This window comes from Holdemania sp., assembly GCF_986127675.1.
The window spans coordinates 15275-31320 of the sequence record NZ_CFQZWI010000026.1 but is presented as its reverse complement, the minus strand read 5'-3'; the positions used below and the strand labels follow the sequence as shown (position 1 = coordinate 31320).

Sequence of the window (16046 nt, the reverse complement as noted above, 5' to 3'; positions counted from 1 at the left end):
CGGAAATCGACGATATCCTGCAGCGGGCCTCCGGTTACGACACCCTTGTTTTATTGGTCTACAATATGGCGGATTCTCTAAACCAGAAAAAATTACTGGATCAGCTGCTTGACACAGAAAAGCCGATTGTCGTCATCTGCGCGGGCAGTCCGTATGATCTGCAATATCTAAAAGATGCTCCGACCGTGCTTTGTACGTATGGCTATACCCCTGCCGCGGTGCAGTCGGTCATCTCCGTACTCAATGGAACCTTGCTTCCTGAAGGCAAATTGCCCGTGGAAATCCCTGAGAACTAAAATAAGAAAAGCTGATGATTCACACAGGAATGAAGCTTCTTTCCTGGAGTGAATCATCAGCTTTTTTATGTCTGTTCTTTAAAATATAATTTTTAAAATTCACGGCTCAACAGAAAATCCGCAATGGGCATCGCCTTAATTTTCTCCACATTACCGCCTGAGAAAATATCGGTTCGTAATACATAGTTCGGGATAATTATCCCGAATATCCAATAATTTTCCAGCTTCACATTTTCTGTTTCTGCGGATCCAATCTCCTGGGCGAACTGGATATACAGCTTATTCTCCTGCTTCAGGAGAATCTCATTCCATTCTCTTTTCACAGAAAATTCTCTTAGTTTTATGGTTATAATTGATGAATAACATAAATTGATATAAATATCCGGTTATAATTGTATTTTTTTAATAAAAAAGAGCCGGATTTTACAATTCAGCCCTTTCTTTATTCAAAAATTCAAGTTACAGACTCATCCAGCTGGAATCCGACGGATTCGCCCGGAACGCCTGAAGCTTTTTAACATCATCAGCGCTGATATAGCCGGTTTCCACAGCGACCTCAATCAGCGCGTCATAGTTGGAAGCCGATACGTTCTTCACGTTTGCGGCCGCCAGCCGGTCGATCCCCTTCTGCAGGCCATAGGTGAAGATCGACGCAATGCCCAGCACTTCCGCGCCCGCTTCCCGCAGCACGTTGACGACGTCGATGCAGCTGCCGCCGGTGGAAATCAGATCTTCGACGACGACGACCTTCGTTCCTGGCTCGCAGCGTCCCTCAATCTGATTGGTGCGGCCATGATCCTTGGCGCTGGAACGGACATAGCCCATCGGCAGGTTCAGAATCTGAGCGACCAGCGCAGCATGCGCGATGCCGGCGGTGCTGGTGCCCATGACTGCCTCGCATTGCGGATAGTACGTTTTGATGATCTCGGCGATCGCGTGCTCCACATCATCGCGGACCTCCGGATAAGATAAGGTCAGGCGGTTATCGCAGTAGATCGGCGCTTTGATCCCGCTGGCCCAGGTAAACGGATCGTTCGGCTTTAAGAAAACCGCTTTGATGTCCAGTAAATGCTTGGCAATATTTTTCTCTGTGCTCATGGTTATTTCCCCTCCACAAATTCTCTGATGCAGCGGCGGTAGCTGGCCACCGGATCCTTGCTGGCGGTAATCGAACGGCCGACAACGATGTAATCGGCGCCGATCTCGCGAGCCTTGGCCGGCGTGGTGACGCGGACCTGATCGCCCTTGGCGTCATCCGCAAAGCGAATGCCCGGCGTGACGGTAAGGAAGTTTTCACCGCAGACCTGATGTACCAGACCGGCCTCCAGCGGGCTGCACACAACCCCGGCCAGACCGGCGATTTCCGCGTTGTGCGCGTAATGCTGAACGGTATCCGCAATCGGATGATCGATCCACAGCTCATTGCGCATCCGATCTTCGCTGGTGCTGGTCAGCTGGGTGACGGCGATCAGCTTCGTATGCGCGCCGACCTCGTCGATCGCTTCCTGCGCGGCTTTCATCATTTCGATTGTGCCGGCGGCGTGAACGTTGGTCATATCGACGTCCAGCAGCGCGATGTTGCGCATCGCTTTCTTCACGGTATTGGGAATATCGTGCAGCTTCAGATCAAGGAAAATTTTATGGCCGCGCGCCTTGATCTCGCGGACCATGTCCGGTCCTTCGGCATACAACAGCTCCATGCCGATTTTCACATACGGCTTTTCCTCGGTAAACAGGTCCAGAAACGCCATCGTTTCCGCTTTGGTTGAAAAGTCGCAGGCGATCATTACATCTCGTTCTTTCATCATTGGTGAGCCCTCCCTATTACGTCACTCAATTTTTCAATGTTCAGTTCATCCATCAAGGATGGCAGCCGTTCGATAATTTCCTTGCAGACATACGGATTGCGCAGGTTTTCCGCGCCGATCTCGACCGCGGTGGCCCCGGCGTACATCATTTCGATGACGTCCTCGGCGCTGGCGATGCCGCCGATCCCGATGATCGGCAGTTTGACAGCTTCATAAACCTGATACACCATCCGTAAGGCGACCGGTTTGATCGCCGGGCCGGAGAAGCCGCCCATGACGTTGGCGATGATCGGCCTGCCCGTGCGCAGGTCGAAGCGCGCGCCCAATAACGTGTTGATCATCGAGATCCCGTCCGCCCCGGCGTCTTCACAAGCTTTGGCAATCGCAACGATGTCGGTGACGTTCGGCGACAGCTTGATGTAGACCGGCTTGGTGGTCACCGCCTTGACCGCGCGGGTGATCTCGGCCGCGGCGTCCGGACTGACGCCGAAGCTCATGCCCCCGCCATGCACGTTCGGGCAGCTGATGTTGACCTCCAGAATGCCGACGATGTCCTGCGCGTCCATCTTTTTCGCGCATTCGACATATTCCTCTTTGGAGAAGCCGGATACGTTAGCGACGACTTTTTTCTGGTAGACCTGCTTCAACTTCGGAAATTCCTCGCTGATGACCTTGTCAATGCCCGGGTTCTGTAACCCGACGGCATTGATCATGCCCCGTTCGCACTCCGCAATCCGCGGCGTCGGGTTGCCGAAGCGCGCCTCGCGGGTCGTGCCCTTGGTCACGATCGAGCCGAGGATGTTGATGTCGTAGAAATCCGCAAACTCATAGCCGAACCCGAAAGTTCCGCTGGCCGGAATGACCGGGTTGTCCAGCTCCCAGCCGGACAGCGTGACCTTTAATCTTTCGTCCATAAGACCTCCTGACTGGAAAGCACCGGGCCTTCCTTGCAGATGCGTTTCGGGCCGGAAATCGTTTCGCAGCTGCAGCCCATGCACGCGCCGAAGCCGCAGCCCATGCGTTCCTCAAAGGACAGCTGACCCTGAGCGTTTGAGGTTCTCCAGACTGCCTTGAGCATTGGCATCGGGCCGCAGGCGAAGTACGGCAGATTGGTCAGACCTTCCTGAATCATGACGTCGCTGACAAAGCCCTTGACGCCCTGACTGCCGTCATTGGTGCTGAGCTTGACGTCGCAGCCCAGATCCGCAAACTTCTTGATGTAGAAGATATCCTTCTCCGCCGTAAAGCCGAGAATCACAACCGGCTGCTTCCCCTGCTTCAAACACGTTTTCGCCAGTCCGTAGAGCGGCGGCACGCCGACGCCCCCGCCGACCAGCAGCACCTTTTTTTCATCGAAGGCTTCCGGTGTGAAGCCGTTGCCCAGGCCGACCAGACATTCCAGCAGCTCGCCCGGCTGTTTTTGAGACATCTGCTTCGTACCGAAGCCAACGACCTTGTAGATGATCGTCAGGCCGTTCTCATTCCAGTCGCAGATACTGATCGGCCGCTTGAGGTAGGCATTGTCGATCGTGACGTTGAGAAACTGCCCGGGATGGGTGATCCAGGAGGAATCCCCTTCCAGTTCCATTTCATAGACCTGGTCGGCGAGATTCCAGTTGGAGATGATCCGATATTGTTTTATGCGCTCTCCCATAACTCCTCCTTAATTCTGATCAATCGTCGAAACGCCCATTGTGATTTCTTCCAGCACATCCAATAAGACGTTGACGGTATCCAGCGAGGTAAAGACAGTCACGTTGTTTTCCACGGCGCACCGGCGGATCTGATAGCCGTCTTTAGAGGTGCGGGAATCGTTGGAGGACAAGGTGTTGAGGATATAAGTGACGTGGCCCTTGCGGATCGAATCGAGAATTTCCTCGGAGCCTTCGGAGATTTTTTTCTTTTCGCGGGTCTTGATGCCATGCGCCTTCAAGAGCTTGGCCGTGCCGGAGGTCGCTTCGATGTTGAAGCCCAGATCGTAGAACCGGCGGACCAGCGGAATCGCCCGGTCCTTGTCCTGATCGGCCAAGGTCACCAGCACCGTGCCGTAGTTGACGACGCGCATGTTGGAGGCCTGCAGCGACTTGTACAACGCGCGGTTGAGTGAATCGTCATAGCCAATCGCCTCACCGGTGGACTTCATTTCCGGGGACAGATAGGCGTCCAGCCCGTGCAGCTTGGAGAAGCTGAACGTCGGGCTCTTGACGTAAAACCGTTTCTTTTCCGCCATGACCTCGGTCGTATAACCCTGATCCTTTAAGCTTTGCCCAAGCATGACCTTGGTCGCGATGTTGGCCATCGGCACGCCGGTCGCCTTGGATAAGAACGGCACCGAGCGCGAGGAACGCGGATTGACCTCAATGACCGACACCTCGTCGTTCTCATCGACGATGAACTGAATGTTGAACAGCCCTTCAATGCCGATCGCCAGCCCCAGCTTCACCGTGTATTCCTGAATCGTCGCCTTGACCTTGTCGCTCAGGGAGTACGGCGGATAGACGCTCATCGAGTCGCCGGAGTGCACGCCGGTCGCTTCGACCAGCTGCATGATGCCCGGGATAAACACGTCTTGGCCGTCGCAGATCGCATCGACCTCGACCTCGCAGCCGTGGATGTACTTATCGACTAAGACCGGCTGATCCTGATCAATCTTAACCGCGCTGGTCAGGTATTCGATCAGTTCCTCATCCTGATGCACGATCTGCATCGCCCGGCCGCCCAGCACATAGCTTGGCCGCACTAAGACCGGATAGCCGATCCGGTTGGCAACCTTCAGACCGTCCTCAATGTTGGTGACGGCCTGACCGAGCGGCTGCGGGATGCCGCATTCCGTGACGACCTTTTCAAACAGATCGCGGTTTTCCGCCTTGTCAATCGCTTCGGTGCCGGTGCCGATGATCGGCACATTCAGCTTGTTCAGCCGGTCCGCCAGGTTGATCGCCGTCTGGCCGCCCAACGACACGATGACGCCCTGCGGCTTTTCCAGATCAATGACGTTCATGACGTCCTCGATGCACAACGGTTCAAAGTACAGCTTATCGCTGATCGAGTAGTCGGTCGAAACAGTTTCCGGATTGTTGTTGATGACGATCGCTTCATAGCCGGCCTGCTGGATCGCCCAGATCGCATGGACTGTAGAGTAATCAAATTCCACGCCCTGCCCGATGCGGATCGGGCCGGAGCCCAGCACGAGGATCGACGGCTTGTCAGTGACGATGCTTTCGTTTTCCTCCTCGTAGGTGGAATAGAAGTATGGGACATAGGCGCTGAACTCCCCAGCGCAGGTGTCGATCATCTTGTAGACCGGCCGCAGATTGTGCTCGCGGCGCCACTGCACCATTTCCAGCTCGCTCTTGCCCAGAATTTTGCCCAGATATTTATCGGAGAAGCCTAAGCGCTTCGCTTTGCGGATATTTTCCTCGCTTGGATCGGCCTTCACCCGTTCCTCCACGGAAATGATGTGGTGGATCTTATCAAGGAAGAACGCGTCGATCTTGGTCGCATCGTAGATCAGCATCATGTCAACCTTACGGCGGAACAGCTCGGCGATCGCATACAGCCGTTCATCGGTCGGGGTCTTGATGTTTTCCAGCAGTTCTTCGGTTGTCAGCGAATCGAACTTTTCAAGGTAGATGTGATCGACGCCGATTTCCAGTGAACGCACCGCTTTCAGCAGGCTTTCCTCCATCGTCCGGCCGATGCTCATGACTTCGCCGGTCGCCTTCATCTGCGTGCTCAGCGTGTGATCCGCCTTGGCGAACTTATCGAACGGGAAGCGCGCAATCTTGGTCACGACGTAGTCGATCGTCGGTTCAAAGGAAGCCGGAGTGTTGGCAATCGGAATTTCATCCAGCGTCAGGCCGACGGCGATCTTGCTGGAAACGCGGGCGATCGGGAAGCCGGCCGCCTTGGACGCCAGCGCCGAGGACCGGGATACACGCGGGTTGACCTCGATGACGTAGTAATCAAAGGAGAACGGATCGAGCGCGAACTGCACGTTGCAGCCGCCTTCGATCTTTAATTCGCGGATCAGCATCAGCGCGGCGTTGCGCAGCAGCTGATATTCCTTGTTGGACAGCGTCTGGCAGGGAGCGACGACCATCGAGTCGCCGGTATGCACGCCGACCGGATCAATATTTTCCATGCTGCAGATCACAATCGCGGTATCGTTGTGATCGCGCATGACTTCAAATTCAATTTCTTTATAGCCCTTGATCGACTTTTCAACTAAAACCTCGCTGACCGGAGACAGCTTGAGGGCGTTTTTGCCCAGCGCGATGACTTCATCGTCGTCGTAGGCAAAGCCGCCGCCGGTGCCGCCCAGCGTAAATGCCGGCCGCAGCACGACCGGATAGCCGATCTTGTTGGCATACTCTACGACTTCCTCAATCGTGCGGGCAACATAGGATTCCAGGCATGGCTGACCGATCCTGAGGCACAGGTCCTTGAAGCGCTGGCGGTCCTCCGCCTGATCGATGGATTCAAAGTCGGTGCCGAGAATCTCGCACCGGCATTCTTCCAGCACACCTTTTTTCGCCAGCTGCATCGCCATGTTTAAGCCGGTCTGGCCGCCCAGCGTCGGCAGAATCGCGTCCGGGCGTTCCTTGCGGATGATGCGGGACACATATTCCAGCGTCAGCGGTTCCATGTAGACCTTGTCGGCGATGTTGGTATCGGTCATGATCGTCGCCGGATTGGAGTTGATCAGGATGACCTCATAGCCCTCCTCGCGCAGGGCCAGGCAGGCCTGGGTGCCGGCGTAGTCAAATTCCGCGGCCTGACCGATGACGATCGGTCCTGAGCCAATGACTAAGATTTTATGAATATCCGTTCTTTTCGGCATCTTAACGGCCCTCCTTCATAGCTTCCATGTTGTGAATGAACAATCCGAATAAATATTTGGAATCCTCCGGTCCGGAAGCGGATTCCGGATGGTACTGGGTTGAGAAGATGCGGTCCTCGTCAATCCGCAGGCCCTCGACAGTCTGATCAAGCAGGTTGATGTGCGTAATCTCGACGCGGGTCTTTTCAATTCCGTCCGTGCTGACGGCGTAGCTGTGGTTCTGGGAGGTAATCTCGACCTTGCCGGTCAACAGATTTTTCACCGGATGATTGCCGCCGCGGTGGCCGAATTTCAGCTTGTAGGTAGGCAAGCCGTTGGCCAGCGCGATCATCTGGTGGCCCAGACAGATGCCGAAGATCGGCTTTGTGCCCTGGAGCTGACGGATCAAATCAATGACCTCCGGCACGTTTTCCGGATCGCCCGGCCCGTTGGACAGGAAGATGCCGTCTGGATTGAGCGCCATGATCGTTTCATACGAAGTGTTGTACGGCACGATTGTGACGTTGCAGCCATAGCGGTTCAGCTCGCGGATGATGTTGTATTTGATGCCGCAGTCAATCGCGACGACATTGAAGCGCGGATTGGCGCAGCGGGAATACCATTTTTTCCTGCACGAGACGCGCGCGACCAGATCCTTTGGAGCGCTGTAGGCCGCCAGCTTCGCCATCGCTTCCTCGTGGGTTACATCTGAGTCGCAGATCAGACCGAGCATCGCACCTTCGTCGCGCAGAATCCGCGTCAATTTCCGGGTATCCAGATGTGTCAGGCCCGGCACCTCGTTTTCTTCCAGCAGCTCGTTGAGCGTCTTGGTGTAGCGGAAGTTGCTTGGCTTGTCGTTGTATTCGCGGACGATGAAGCCCTTCGGTCCGATCAGCTTGGATTCATAATCTTCGTCGATGATGCCGTAGTTGCCGATCAGCGGATAGGTCATGACGACGATCTGTTCGGTATAGGAGGGATCGCTGAGAATCTCCTGATAGCCGACCATCGACGTGTTGAACACCAGCTCAGCAATCACTTCTTTCTGGCTGCCGAAGCCCTTGGCCTGCAGCTCCATGCCGTTTTGTAATACGAGTTTACGATCCATTATTTATAGCCCCTCTCTATACACGATCTGTCCGTCCGCCACCGTCATCACGCAGCGGCCCATCGCCCACCAGCCTTCAAACGGTGTGCTTTTGCCTTGGGAGACAAAGGTTTTCGGATTGATTTTTTCGCGTTGATTTAAGTTGAAGACAGCCAGATTGGCCTTTTCAAAGTTGATGATTTCGCCGCCCTCGATGCCGAAGATGTCGGCGCAGTTGTAGCTCATTAACTCAAAGCACTTCTCCAGCGTGATCTTGCCGGTGCGGACAAGATAGGTGTAGATCAGCTCAAACGCGGTTTCAAGGCCGACGATGCCCATTGCGCTGCCCTGCAGACCCTTCGCTTTTTCCTCGGCGCTGTGCGGCGCGTGGTCGGTTGCGATCATGTCGATCGTGCCGTCCTGAATGCCCGCGATCAGCGCTTCCTGATCGGCCTTAGTGCGCAGCGGCGGATTCATCTTGAAGCGGCCGTCGTCGGCGCTGATGTCGTCCTCGCACAATAACAGGTGATGCGGCGTGACCTCGCAGCTGACTTGGACGCCGCGCTGTTTCGCCTGGCGGACCAGCTCGACGGATTCCTTACACGAGATGTGGCAGATATGATATTGACAGCCGGTTTCCTCCGCCAGTCTGAGATCGCGTTCGATCTGTTGGTATTCGCTGGCGCTGCTGATGCCAATCAAGCCGAGTTCCTCCGCCTTGCGGCCCGCATGGATGCAGGCGCCCTTGGCGATCAGGCTTTCATCCTCGCAATGCGCAACGATCAGGCAGTTGTTGCGCCTGGCCGCTAACATCGCTTCGCGCATCATCGCTTCTTCCTGCACGCCCTTGCCGTCGTCGGAGAAGGCGATCACCTCCGAGGCCAGCGCGTAGAAATCGACCAGCTCGCCGACGCCCTTCTGCCCCTGAGTGATGGCGGCATAGGGAATGACCTGGATTTTTGCGTTGTAGCGGATCCGGTCCTGCTGCACCTTTAAGTGTTCGAGCGAGTCCGGTACCGGATTGAGGTTGGGCATTGCCATGATCGTCGTGTAGCCGCCCTTGGCCGCAGCTGCGGTACCGGAAGCGATTGTTTCCTTGTATTCAAAGCCCGGCTCGCGCAGATGCACATGCGGATCGATCAGCCCCGGTGCGATCAGCAGGCTTGACGCGTCGATCACCTCGTCCACGTCCTCCGCCGTCAGATCGATCTGATCCGCAGCCGTGACCCGGCCCAGATCGTCAACCAGGACGTCCATTTTGCGGACCTTGCCGCGGTAGAGCACCTCGCCGTTCTGCATTAAAAAACTCATTTATCGTCCCTCCATTGCGCGTTTCAGCACCGCCATGCGCACGAATACGCCGTTGTTGATCTGTTTGAAGATGCGGGATTTTTCGCATTCTACGACCTCATCGGCAATTTCCACGCCGCGGTTAAACGGCGCCGGGTGCATGATGATCGCGGTGTCCTTCATCGCTTTCACCCGCTCCAAGGTCAGACCGTAGCGCGCATGGTATTCTTGTTGAGTCAGGGACATCGCCTGTTCATGCCGTTCGTGCTGCACCCGCAGCAGCATGATCACATCCATATCCTTGACCGCCTGATCGAAATCAATGTAATCGTACTGCGGATCGCGGTATTCCTCCGGTCCGCTGATGAAGCATTGCATGCCCAAGCGCTGCATAACCTCGATGTTGGTATGGGCGACGCGGGAGTATTTTATATCGCCGACAATCGCGATTTTCAAGCCGTCAAAATGACCGAACTCCTGACGGATCGTCATCAAATCGAGCAGCGACTGGGTCGGGTGGTCTTTCTTGCCGTCGCCGGCGTTGAGGATCGGAATGTTGATCCGGCCCTGCAGCTGCTTGTAGTATTCATCCTGCCGGTCGCGGATGACCACGGCGTCCAGGCCGAAGCTCTCAAACGTTTTGACCGTATCGTAGAAGCTTTCGCCCTTCTGCATCGAAGAGGCCTGAGCGTTGAAGTTGATCACCTTCATCCCCAGTTTTTCCTCGGCGGTATTGAAGCTGTACTGGGTTCGGGTAGATGGTTCAAAAAACAGGTTGGCAACGATTTTTCCTTTCTCGCTGTCGATGAACTGGCCCTGGCGGCATTGTTCGGCAACATCGAGAATGTGCTGAATCTCATCGGTAGAAAGAGAGCTGAGTTGGTATAGATCGTTCATCAGGAATCCTCCGTTTCTGTAAAAAAAAGCCTTCAAAAACAGGCTTTTGAAGGTTACACGAAAAGAACGCAGATTCATCTTAAAATTTGTGTATGCCTTCTTAGTGTCGCTGCACTAAATTAAAGCCATGAATATTATAACCCAGTTTGTTTTTCAGCACAAGCTTTCGTTCATAAAACCCTGGAAATTCAGTTCCGTTTCCTTCACTTTCCCCCTGTCTTTCCAAGATAAACCTAGCTGTTCGCTATCCTTATTTTATATCTGGGATCATTCTTTTCGATAGTCCCATAAAACTGTGGCTTCTGCCGCTGAAACGCAGAGACAAAAAAGGAAGTCCGTTTTTCCTCAGACTTCCCTTATTTCCCTTTTTGCTTATTCAGTCGGCGGGTTACTGGATCTCCTCCGGCTTGATCATCATCCATGCCGCGATGAAGGCCACCGCGAAGGCGATCAGCACTGTGATGCAGGCATTGATCAAATTCATCGGATTATCCAGACTGATGAAAACCGGCAAGGTTGGCAAACCCGGAGCGCCCTTGGCGAAGCGAACGACATGCGTGATGCCGGCATAGAAGCCGCCGACGCCTCCGCCGATGACCGTCGCGATCAACGACTTCTTATTTTTAGCGGTAAACCCGTACAGCGCCGGTTCCGTAATTCCGCACAACGCGGTCACGCCGGCGGTAAAGGCCAGCGGCTTTACCTTTTCATCCTTCGACTTCAATGACAGCACCAGTGTGGACGCTCCCTGCGCGATGTTGCTTGCCAACATGCCTGTGCCTAACAGCGAGCTAAAACCCATCTGAGCGATCTGCATCGTTTCCAGCGTACCGACTGCCCGGTGCATGCCGACAAAGACCAGAAACGGCGAAACGGCGCCGACGATCATCGGAACTAAGAATGGGACGGAAGCGTCGATCGCCGCGAAGATCTGCATTAAGACCTCGCCGAGAACCGCGCCGATCGGACCGAGGATTAACAGGCCCACCGGAAAGGTGATCAGCAGCGTCAGCATCGGCTCCATGATCGCTTTGACGACCTTGGGTGAAACCTTGCGTGCAAACCGTTCGACATACGCCATGAACCAGACGGTCAGAATCGTCGGAAAGACGGTCGAGGAATAATTATACAGAACGACCGGCATGCCGAAAAACGCAACGGCCTCGCCTGCAGAAACCAGACCGACATAGGCCGGATGCACAAACATGGCCGTGACGGCGGCCGCAATATATTTGTTGCAGCCAAAATAAGAAGCGGCGGTGACGCCTAAATAAATCGGCAGGAAGTAGAAAATCGTATCGGAAACATAATTGATAATGATGTATTCCTGCGAGGTTTTCGCCAGTCCGAAAACAGCTACGAGAATCGCCAGCACAGCCTTGATCATCCCGGCTGCCGTAAACGCCGGCACCAGCGGAGTAAACATGCTGCTGCAGGCATCGAAGAATTTCCCCGCAGCCGCCTTCTTTTTATTCTTCGCCACCGGCTGTTTTTCTGCCGCTTCCGCGGACTTGGCCGGGGCTTCACTCTGGGCCTGATCGACCAGCTGGCTGACCACGCCGTACAATTCCGGAGCGTCGCTGCCGATAATGATCTGCGTCTGCGCTCCGACCTGCATCACCTTGATGACTTCCGGCAAAGCAGTCAACGCCGCTTCATTCACCTGACTTTGATCCCGCAGCGTCAGCCGCAGCCGGGTCGCGCAATGGGAGACGGCTTGAATATTGGCAGCGCCGCCGACGTGTTCGATGCATTGTTTTGCAAGTTCTTTCATCTTCATTCTCCTTATTTTAATATGATTTAATAACGTTCACTCTAAGCCCGGATGGGAAAATGAATCGGATACTGATCTTGCCCGCGTGAGTAACAATTCTGGTTATCGGGATTCGTGGATGTGAATTACTTCGATACGGATAATAAATTTTCCTGGGCTTTGATCATCCCCTCCTTCAGTGTTTCAACCTGTTTGAACAAACGGGCGTTGGTAACGATCATCACAACGCCGTCCGGATAGCCGGCAGCCTGAATCTGTTCGCGTGAAAAGCGCATCAGCCGCTCCCCCGCCTGCACGTGCATCTTCGGCTGGACTTCCACCTGAAAGCCTTCGCCGTTGAGATTGACGGTGTCCAGACCGACGTGCAGCATCAGCTCGACGCCCTCATCGCTCATCAACCCGATCGCGTGCTTCGTCGCCGCCACCATGACAACCTCGCCCGCAAACGGCGCGGTCAGTTCGTCTTCACCCGGCTGGATAACGCAGCCCGGTCCCAGCAGCGCTTCTGAAAACACGCCGTCGTTCAGGCTGGCCAGCGGTTTCACTTCGCCGGAAACCGGCGCTTTGACGATCAAGCGGGCCGCCGTCCGCCGGCCCTGTTTAAATAATCCCATCGTTCTACTCCTTTCCTTCTTTGAGAATTTCTTCCGGATATTCCGGCTCAATTTTGCTTGCGAACCATTGACGCAGCGGTTCAATTTCCTGAGCGCTCATCCACCGCTGCGGGCGGCCTGCCAGACGGTAAAAGCAGGGAAAGACAATCTCTACAACCGCAAACGGCCGGTTTTGCCGCTGCAGCATCAACGCCTTACGTAAGCTTTGCGTCAGCCGTCCTATCGCTTCGGGCGAGCGCACGCTGCCGCGGGCCAGATAGGAAGCGTAACCTAAGTCGCGCAGCTGTTCAAGCATCCGCGATCCGCCGCCGATAAGCTGTCCCGCTTCATCGCGCTCAAACCAGTTTAAGGTATTGATGATTGTAACCGACTCGTCTCGCAGCGCGTTGAAGCGTTGTTGGTTCAGGGCGGTGGACGGCGCTTTGCTGCTGGAACAAATCAAAATGACCAGCTTTTCCGGATGCGCCCGTTTATAGGCCAGACCGTCCTGATAAAACTGTTCGTCCGCGTAATCGTGCAGTTCGCAATTCAGATTGACATCGGCGGCTTTCTTCTTAAAGATCACCACCTGCTCGCGCACACCCAACTGTTCGATCGCGTCAGCCAACGCTTTTGTCAGCGAACCAAGATAACAACCCGCATGCGGCGGGATTGCCTGCTTGTCAATCAGAGTATTGCTGACAGGCTGATTGTTTTCAAGAAAATCAATCGCTCCCGCCGTACACATCAGCTCGCATCGCCGGCAAGCGATGCAGCGCTGAGGATCGACATTTTCAACGAAGCACACGCCGCGGCGGTTATGCTGGGCCGACAGGCGAAGCAAATCCAGCGGACAGGCCGTCAGGCAGTTCCCGCAGCCGGTACACTGATCCTTATTTAAACGTTGTTCCATCAGAACTCTCCTCCATTTTCAAATTTTTAAGCAGATTGTGGATGTGCAGCGCCAGATATCCCTTTTCTTCCTCGCCCACCGGCATGTGAAACTCGTTTAAGATAATCCCGGCAATCAGTTCCGTACACGCTTCTAAGCGTGGATATTTCTGCACAAGCAGCGGGTACAGCGTACTCTGCGAAGCTTCCAATAACTGTCCGTCATGCAGGCGGGCAGCCAGAAAGCTCAGATGTGTCAGAAACCGGGAATAATAGACCGACAGATGATCCAGCTTCACGCCGTATTCCCGCTCGATTTCCTGAATCACGCGCTCCTGAAACAAAAGTCTGACCTTCGCGTCGCTGCGGAAATGCTGTCCCTGGGCATTGATATAATGCAGCACAATGTAGCCGGCTTCATCTTCCCCCAGTGTCGTCCGGGTTTCTTTCTCGATCAGATCCAGTCCCTCTTTCGCAATCAGAAATTCCCGCGGATACATCGTCTTGACTTCCTCAAGAATATCCAGCGGCACCTGGAAGCCCTCCTGCTTGTTCCGCACGGCATTGTGAATATGATCGGAGAGACTGATATTCATCATCACATTGACCTTGCAATGCAGCCGGGATTCAAATAAAGCGATGATTTTCGTGGCCATGTCGATATACACCGGGTCGATATCCTCAACCAGATTCATCAGGAAATTCTTTTCCTTCGTATCCGAAGGTTCAAAAACCTTGATGATTTTTGAATTGTCGATGCTATCCCCACGCTTCTTTCCAAATCCAACAGCCTTGCCGAACACAATGATTTCCCGGCCGCCGGCATCCGTGGAAAACACCACGTTGTTATTGATCAGTTTTGTTATCACATAGTGATCCTGCATAAGAAAACAGCCCCTTTCGTTTCTGACATAGAAAAAGATCAGTAACAGATGCAAAAAACGCATCAGATACTGATCTTGCCTGTTCCCAGTAACAATTCTGGATATCTGTGTCTCTACTATAAAATCTTCAAAATAATTTGTCAATCTTTTTCTAAAAAAATCCATTTTCCCTACACAGGTATAAATTAAGCGTCTTTTTATCCTTAATTCCTCATCGCGTCTGTTAATCTTGAACCCGTTCTCACTTTGATCGCGGATCGTCAATTTCCTTCCATCAGCGCTGCCATAAAACCGCATCGTCGCTTCCCACGTATTAAATCAATCATCTCTTGCCTATCCGAACCTCCCAACCCTATTTCTGAATCAACCATTCTCTTTGTCTTGTGTCAGCACGCTTTCATCAACATAATCTTTCACCGCATTCTCCAGCCGCTCGCTGCTGTCAAAGTAGAAATAAACATCTTCTTGCCGCCCGTATTTTTCCAATTTGCTGAGGCGCTGACGAATGGAAGAAGGAACCGGAAAGTCAATGACGAGCTGATCATTCGATTCCTTCTGACCTTTTCAGCCCCTTCGTTATGATCACCTTTCCTTATTCTCCACGATTCTGGAATTTCCAGAAAGCTGAACGCATCCCGCTCTGCTAAGCCCAGCTGATCAACAGGATCAATCCCAGCAGAATTCCATCCGCCACCGCCACGCCCAGCGTATTTTTGCCGAAGCGATAGATTTCACCACGCTCAATCAGCCGGTGCAGTTTATCCTGCTCAATCATCATCCAGACGACATTCAACAGGATATAGGGCAGAAAAAGAAGGACCTGAAATGCAGCTTTGGGGGAATTATGACCCACCCAGCCCAACATGCCGGAAAGAATCAGAATCATCACTCCCGCCATCAGTGTCGCGGCGAAGAAAATTGAAATGCGATTCCCGCTGCGGATCTTGTCGGGATAATCCGGATCCCGATAAATCCGGTCCTTATATTTCACATTAACGAGGAGAATGGACAGGACAAAGCCTGCCAGGTACATCACAAACAAGACCATCGACAGAGATTCAGAAAGCTGCCCTTCCAACAAACAGCTCAGAATTGAAAAGCTCAGCGTATCGGTCAGAATCATCGTTGCCATCGCCGCCGTCATGTCCGCCATCACATCCAGATCATACGGCGCATGCGGATCATAACCAGACAACAGCGAGAAATCGCGGCTGCGGATGCAATAGGTAAACGCCGCATAGATCGACAGCGCGATCAGCACGAAGACAAACCGAAAGCCATACCGGCTCAGCGCTTCCTTCATCGTGGACGTCGTGGCGCACAACCAGAGCAACGATCCCAAATGAGTCGCCAGAATCGCCAAAAAGAGTCGGGTTAACGGCCGTGTATCGACTTCCCTGCGTTTAAGATGGATATCGGTTAACAGCTCGTTCATATCGACGCCGAACACCTGTCCGATCTTCTTCAGCGCGGCGACATCCGGTTCCGTCTTATCCCGCTCCCAATTCGAGATTGCCTGACGGGTCACGCCCATGACGTCCGCGAACGCCTGCTGCGTCATGTTTTTCTCCTGCCGCAGCCCGGCGATTTTTTCACCCAGTGTTTTCATTGCTCTTCACCTCAACCCGATTGTAAGGGACACCCTGCGGATTTGTCACGCAACGTTTTCTTGCCTGACGCTTAAACCGCAGTAAATTGATTATT

General features: G+C 53.8%; 15 protein-coding genes. 1 reads left to right on the top strand and 14 read right to left on the bottom strand.

Annotated features, from left to right (window positions below; translation table 11 throughout):
• Window positions 1-296: glycoside hydrolase family 3 C-terminal domain-containing protein (locus tag AC5OW4_RS06090; protein ID WP_493676765.1), on the top strand; the 296-nt coding region annotated here is incomplete at its 5' end.
• Window positions 297-388: 92 nt separating this feature from the next.
• Here the strand turns inward: AC5OW4_RS06090 and AC5OW4_RS06085 are convergent.
• From AC5OW4_RS06085 to AC5OW4_RS06020, 14 genes are all read right to left on the bottom strand, one after another.
• Entirely contained in the window at window positions 389-619 is a 231-nt protein-coding gene (locus AC5OW4_RS06085; RefSeq protein WP_295769553.1) for a hypothetical protein, read from the bottom strand.
• A 136-nt stretch (window positions 620-755) separates the two neighbouring features.
• Complete coding sequence (pyrE, locus tag AC5OW4_RS06080; protein WP_072684107.1) at window positions 756-1394, bottom strand: orotate phosphoribosyltransferase; 639 nt, start codon at window positions 1392-1394, stop codon at window positions 756-758.
• Between the two features lie 2 nt (window positions 1395-1396).
• The gene (pyrF, locus tag AC5OW4_RS06075; RefSeq protein ID WP_200798774.1) at window positions 1397-2104 is read right to left on the bottom strand and encodes an orotidine-5'-phosphate decarboxylase; all 708 of its coding nucleotides are present in this window, start codon (window positions 2102-2104) and stop codon (window positions 1397-1399) included.
• On the bottom strand, window positions 2101-3018 hold the full coding sequence (locus AC5OW4_RS06070) for a dihydroorotate dehydrogenase (RefSeq protein WP_493676764.1): 918 nt from the start codon (window positions 3016-3018) through the stop codon (window positions 2101-2103). Before AC5OW4_RS06070 ends, pyrF begins: the two co-directional genes overlap by 4 nt.
• Window positions 3003-3758: a dihydroorotate dehydrogenase electron transfer subunit gene (locus AC5OW4_RS06065; protein WP_072684105.1), complete on the bottom strand. Its 756-nt coding sequence runs from the start codon at window positions 3756-3758 to the stop codon at window positions 3003-3005. The genes AC5OW4_RS06070 and AC5OW4_RS06065 overlap by 16 nt, the downstream gene beginning before the upstream one ends.
• A gap of 9 nt (window positions 3759-3767) precedes the next feature.
• Window positions 3768-6947 (bottom strand): carbamoyl-phosphate synthase large subunit, encoded by a 3180-nt coding sequence (gene carB / locus AC5OW4_RS06060; protein ID WP_072684104.1) that lies wholly within the window; start codon window positions 6945-6947, stop codon window positions 3768-3770.
• Window position 6948: 1 nt separating this feature from the next.
• Complete coding sequence (gene carA, locus AC5OW4_RS06055; RefSeq protein WP_072684103.1) at window positions 6949-8034, bottom strand: glutamine-hydrolyzing carbamoyl-phosphate synthase small subunit; 1086 nt, start codon at window positions 8032-8034, stop codon at window positions 6949-6951.
• Window positions 8035-8037: 3 nt separating this feature from the next.
• Window positions 8038-9324: a dihydroorotase gene (locus tag AC5OW4_RS06050; RefSeq protein ID WP_072684102.1), complete on the bottom strand. Its 1287-nt coding sequence runs from the start codon at window positions 9322-9324 to the stop codon at window positions 8038-8040.
• Complete coding sequence (locus AC5OW4_RS06045; protein WP_072684549.1) at window positions 9325-10200, bottom strand: aspartate carbamoyltransferase catalytic subunit; 876 nt, start codon at window positions 10198-10200, stop codon at window positions 9325-9327.
• A 388-nt stretch (window positions 10201-10588) separates the two neighbouring features.
• Window positions 10589-11974: a PTS transporter subunit EIIC gene (locus AC5OW4_RS06040; RefSeq protein ID WP_195547754.1), complete on the bottom strand. Its 1386-nt coding sequence runs from the start codon at window positions 11972-11974 to the stop codon at window positions 10589-10591.
• Between the two features lie 125 nt (window positions 11975-12099).
• A complete protein-coding gene (locus AC5OW4_RS06035) occupies window positions 12100-12588 on the bottom strand; it encodes a PTS sugar transporter subunit IIA (RefSeq protein ID WP_072684100.1) in 489 nt (162 codons plus the stop codon).
• A 4-nt stretch (window positions 12589-12592) separates the two neighbouring features.
• Entirely contained in the window at window positions 12593-13480 is an 888-nt protein-coding gene (locus AC5OW4_RS06030) for a 4Fe-4S dicluster domain-containing protein (protein WP_072684099.1), read from the bottom strand.
• Window positions 13461-14327 (bottom strand): PRD domain-containing protein, encoded by an 867-nt coding sequence (locus AC5OW4_RS06025; RefSeq protein WP_493676763.1) that lies wholly within the window; start codon window positions 14325-14327, stop codon window positions 13461-13463. Before AC5OW4_RS06025 ends, AC5OW4_RS06030 begins: the two co-directional genes overlap by 20 nt.
• Before the next feature lie 658 nt (window positions 14328-14985).
• Window positions 14986-15951 (bottom strand): helix-turn-helix domain-containing protein, encoded by a 966-nt coding sequence (locus tag AC5OW4_RS06020; protein WP_072684097.1) that lies wholly within the window; start codon window positions 15949-15951, stop codon window positions 14986-14988.
• Window positions 15952-16046: the final 95 nt, after the last annotated feature.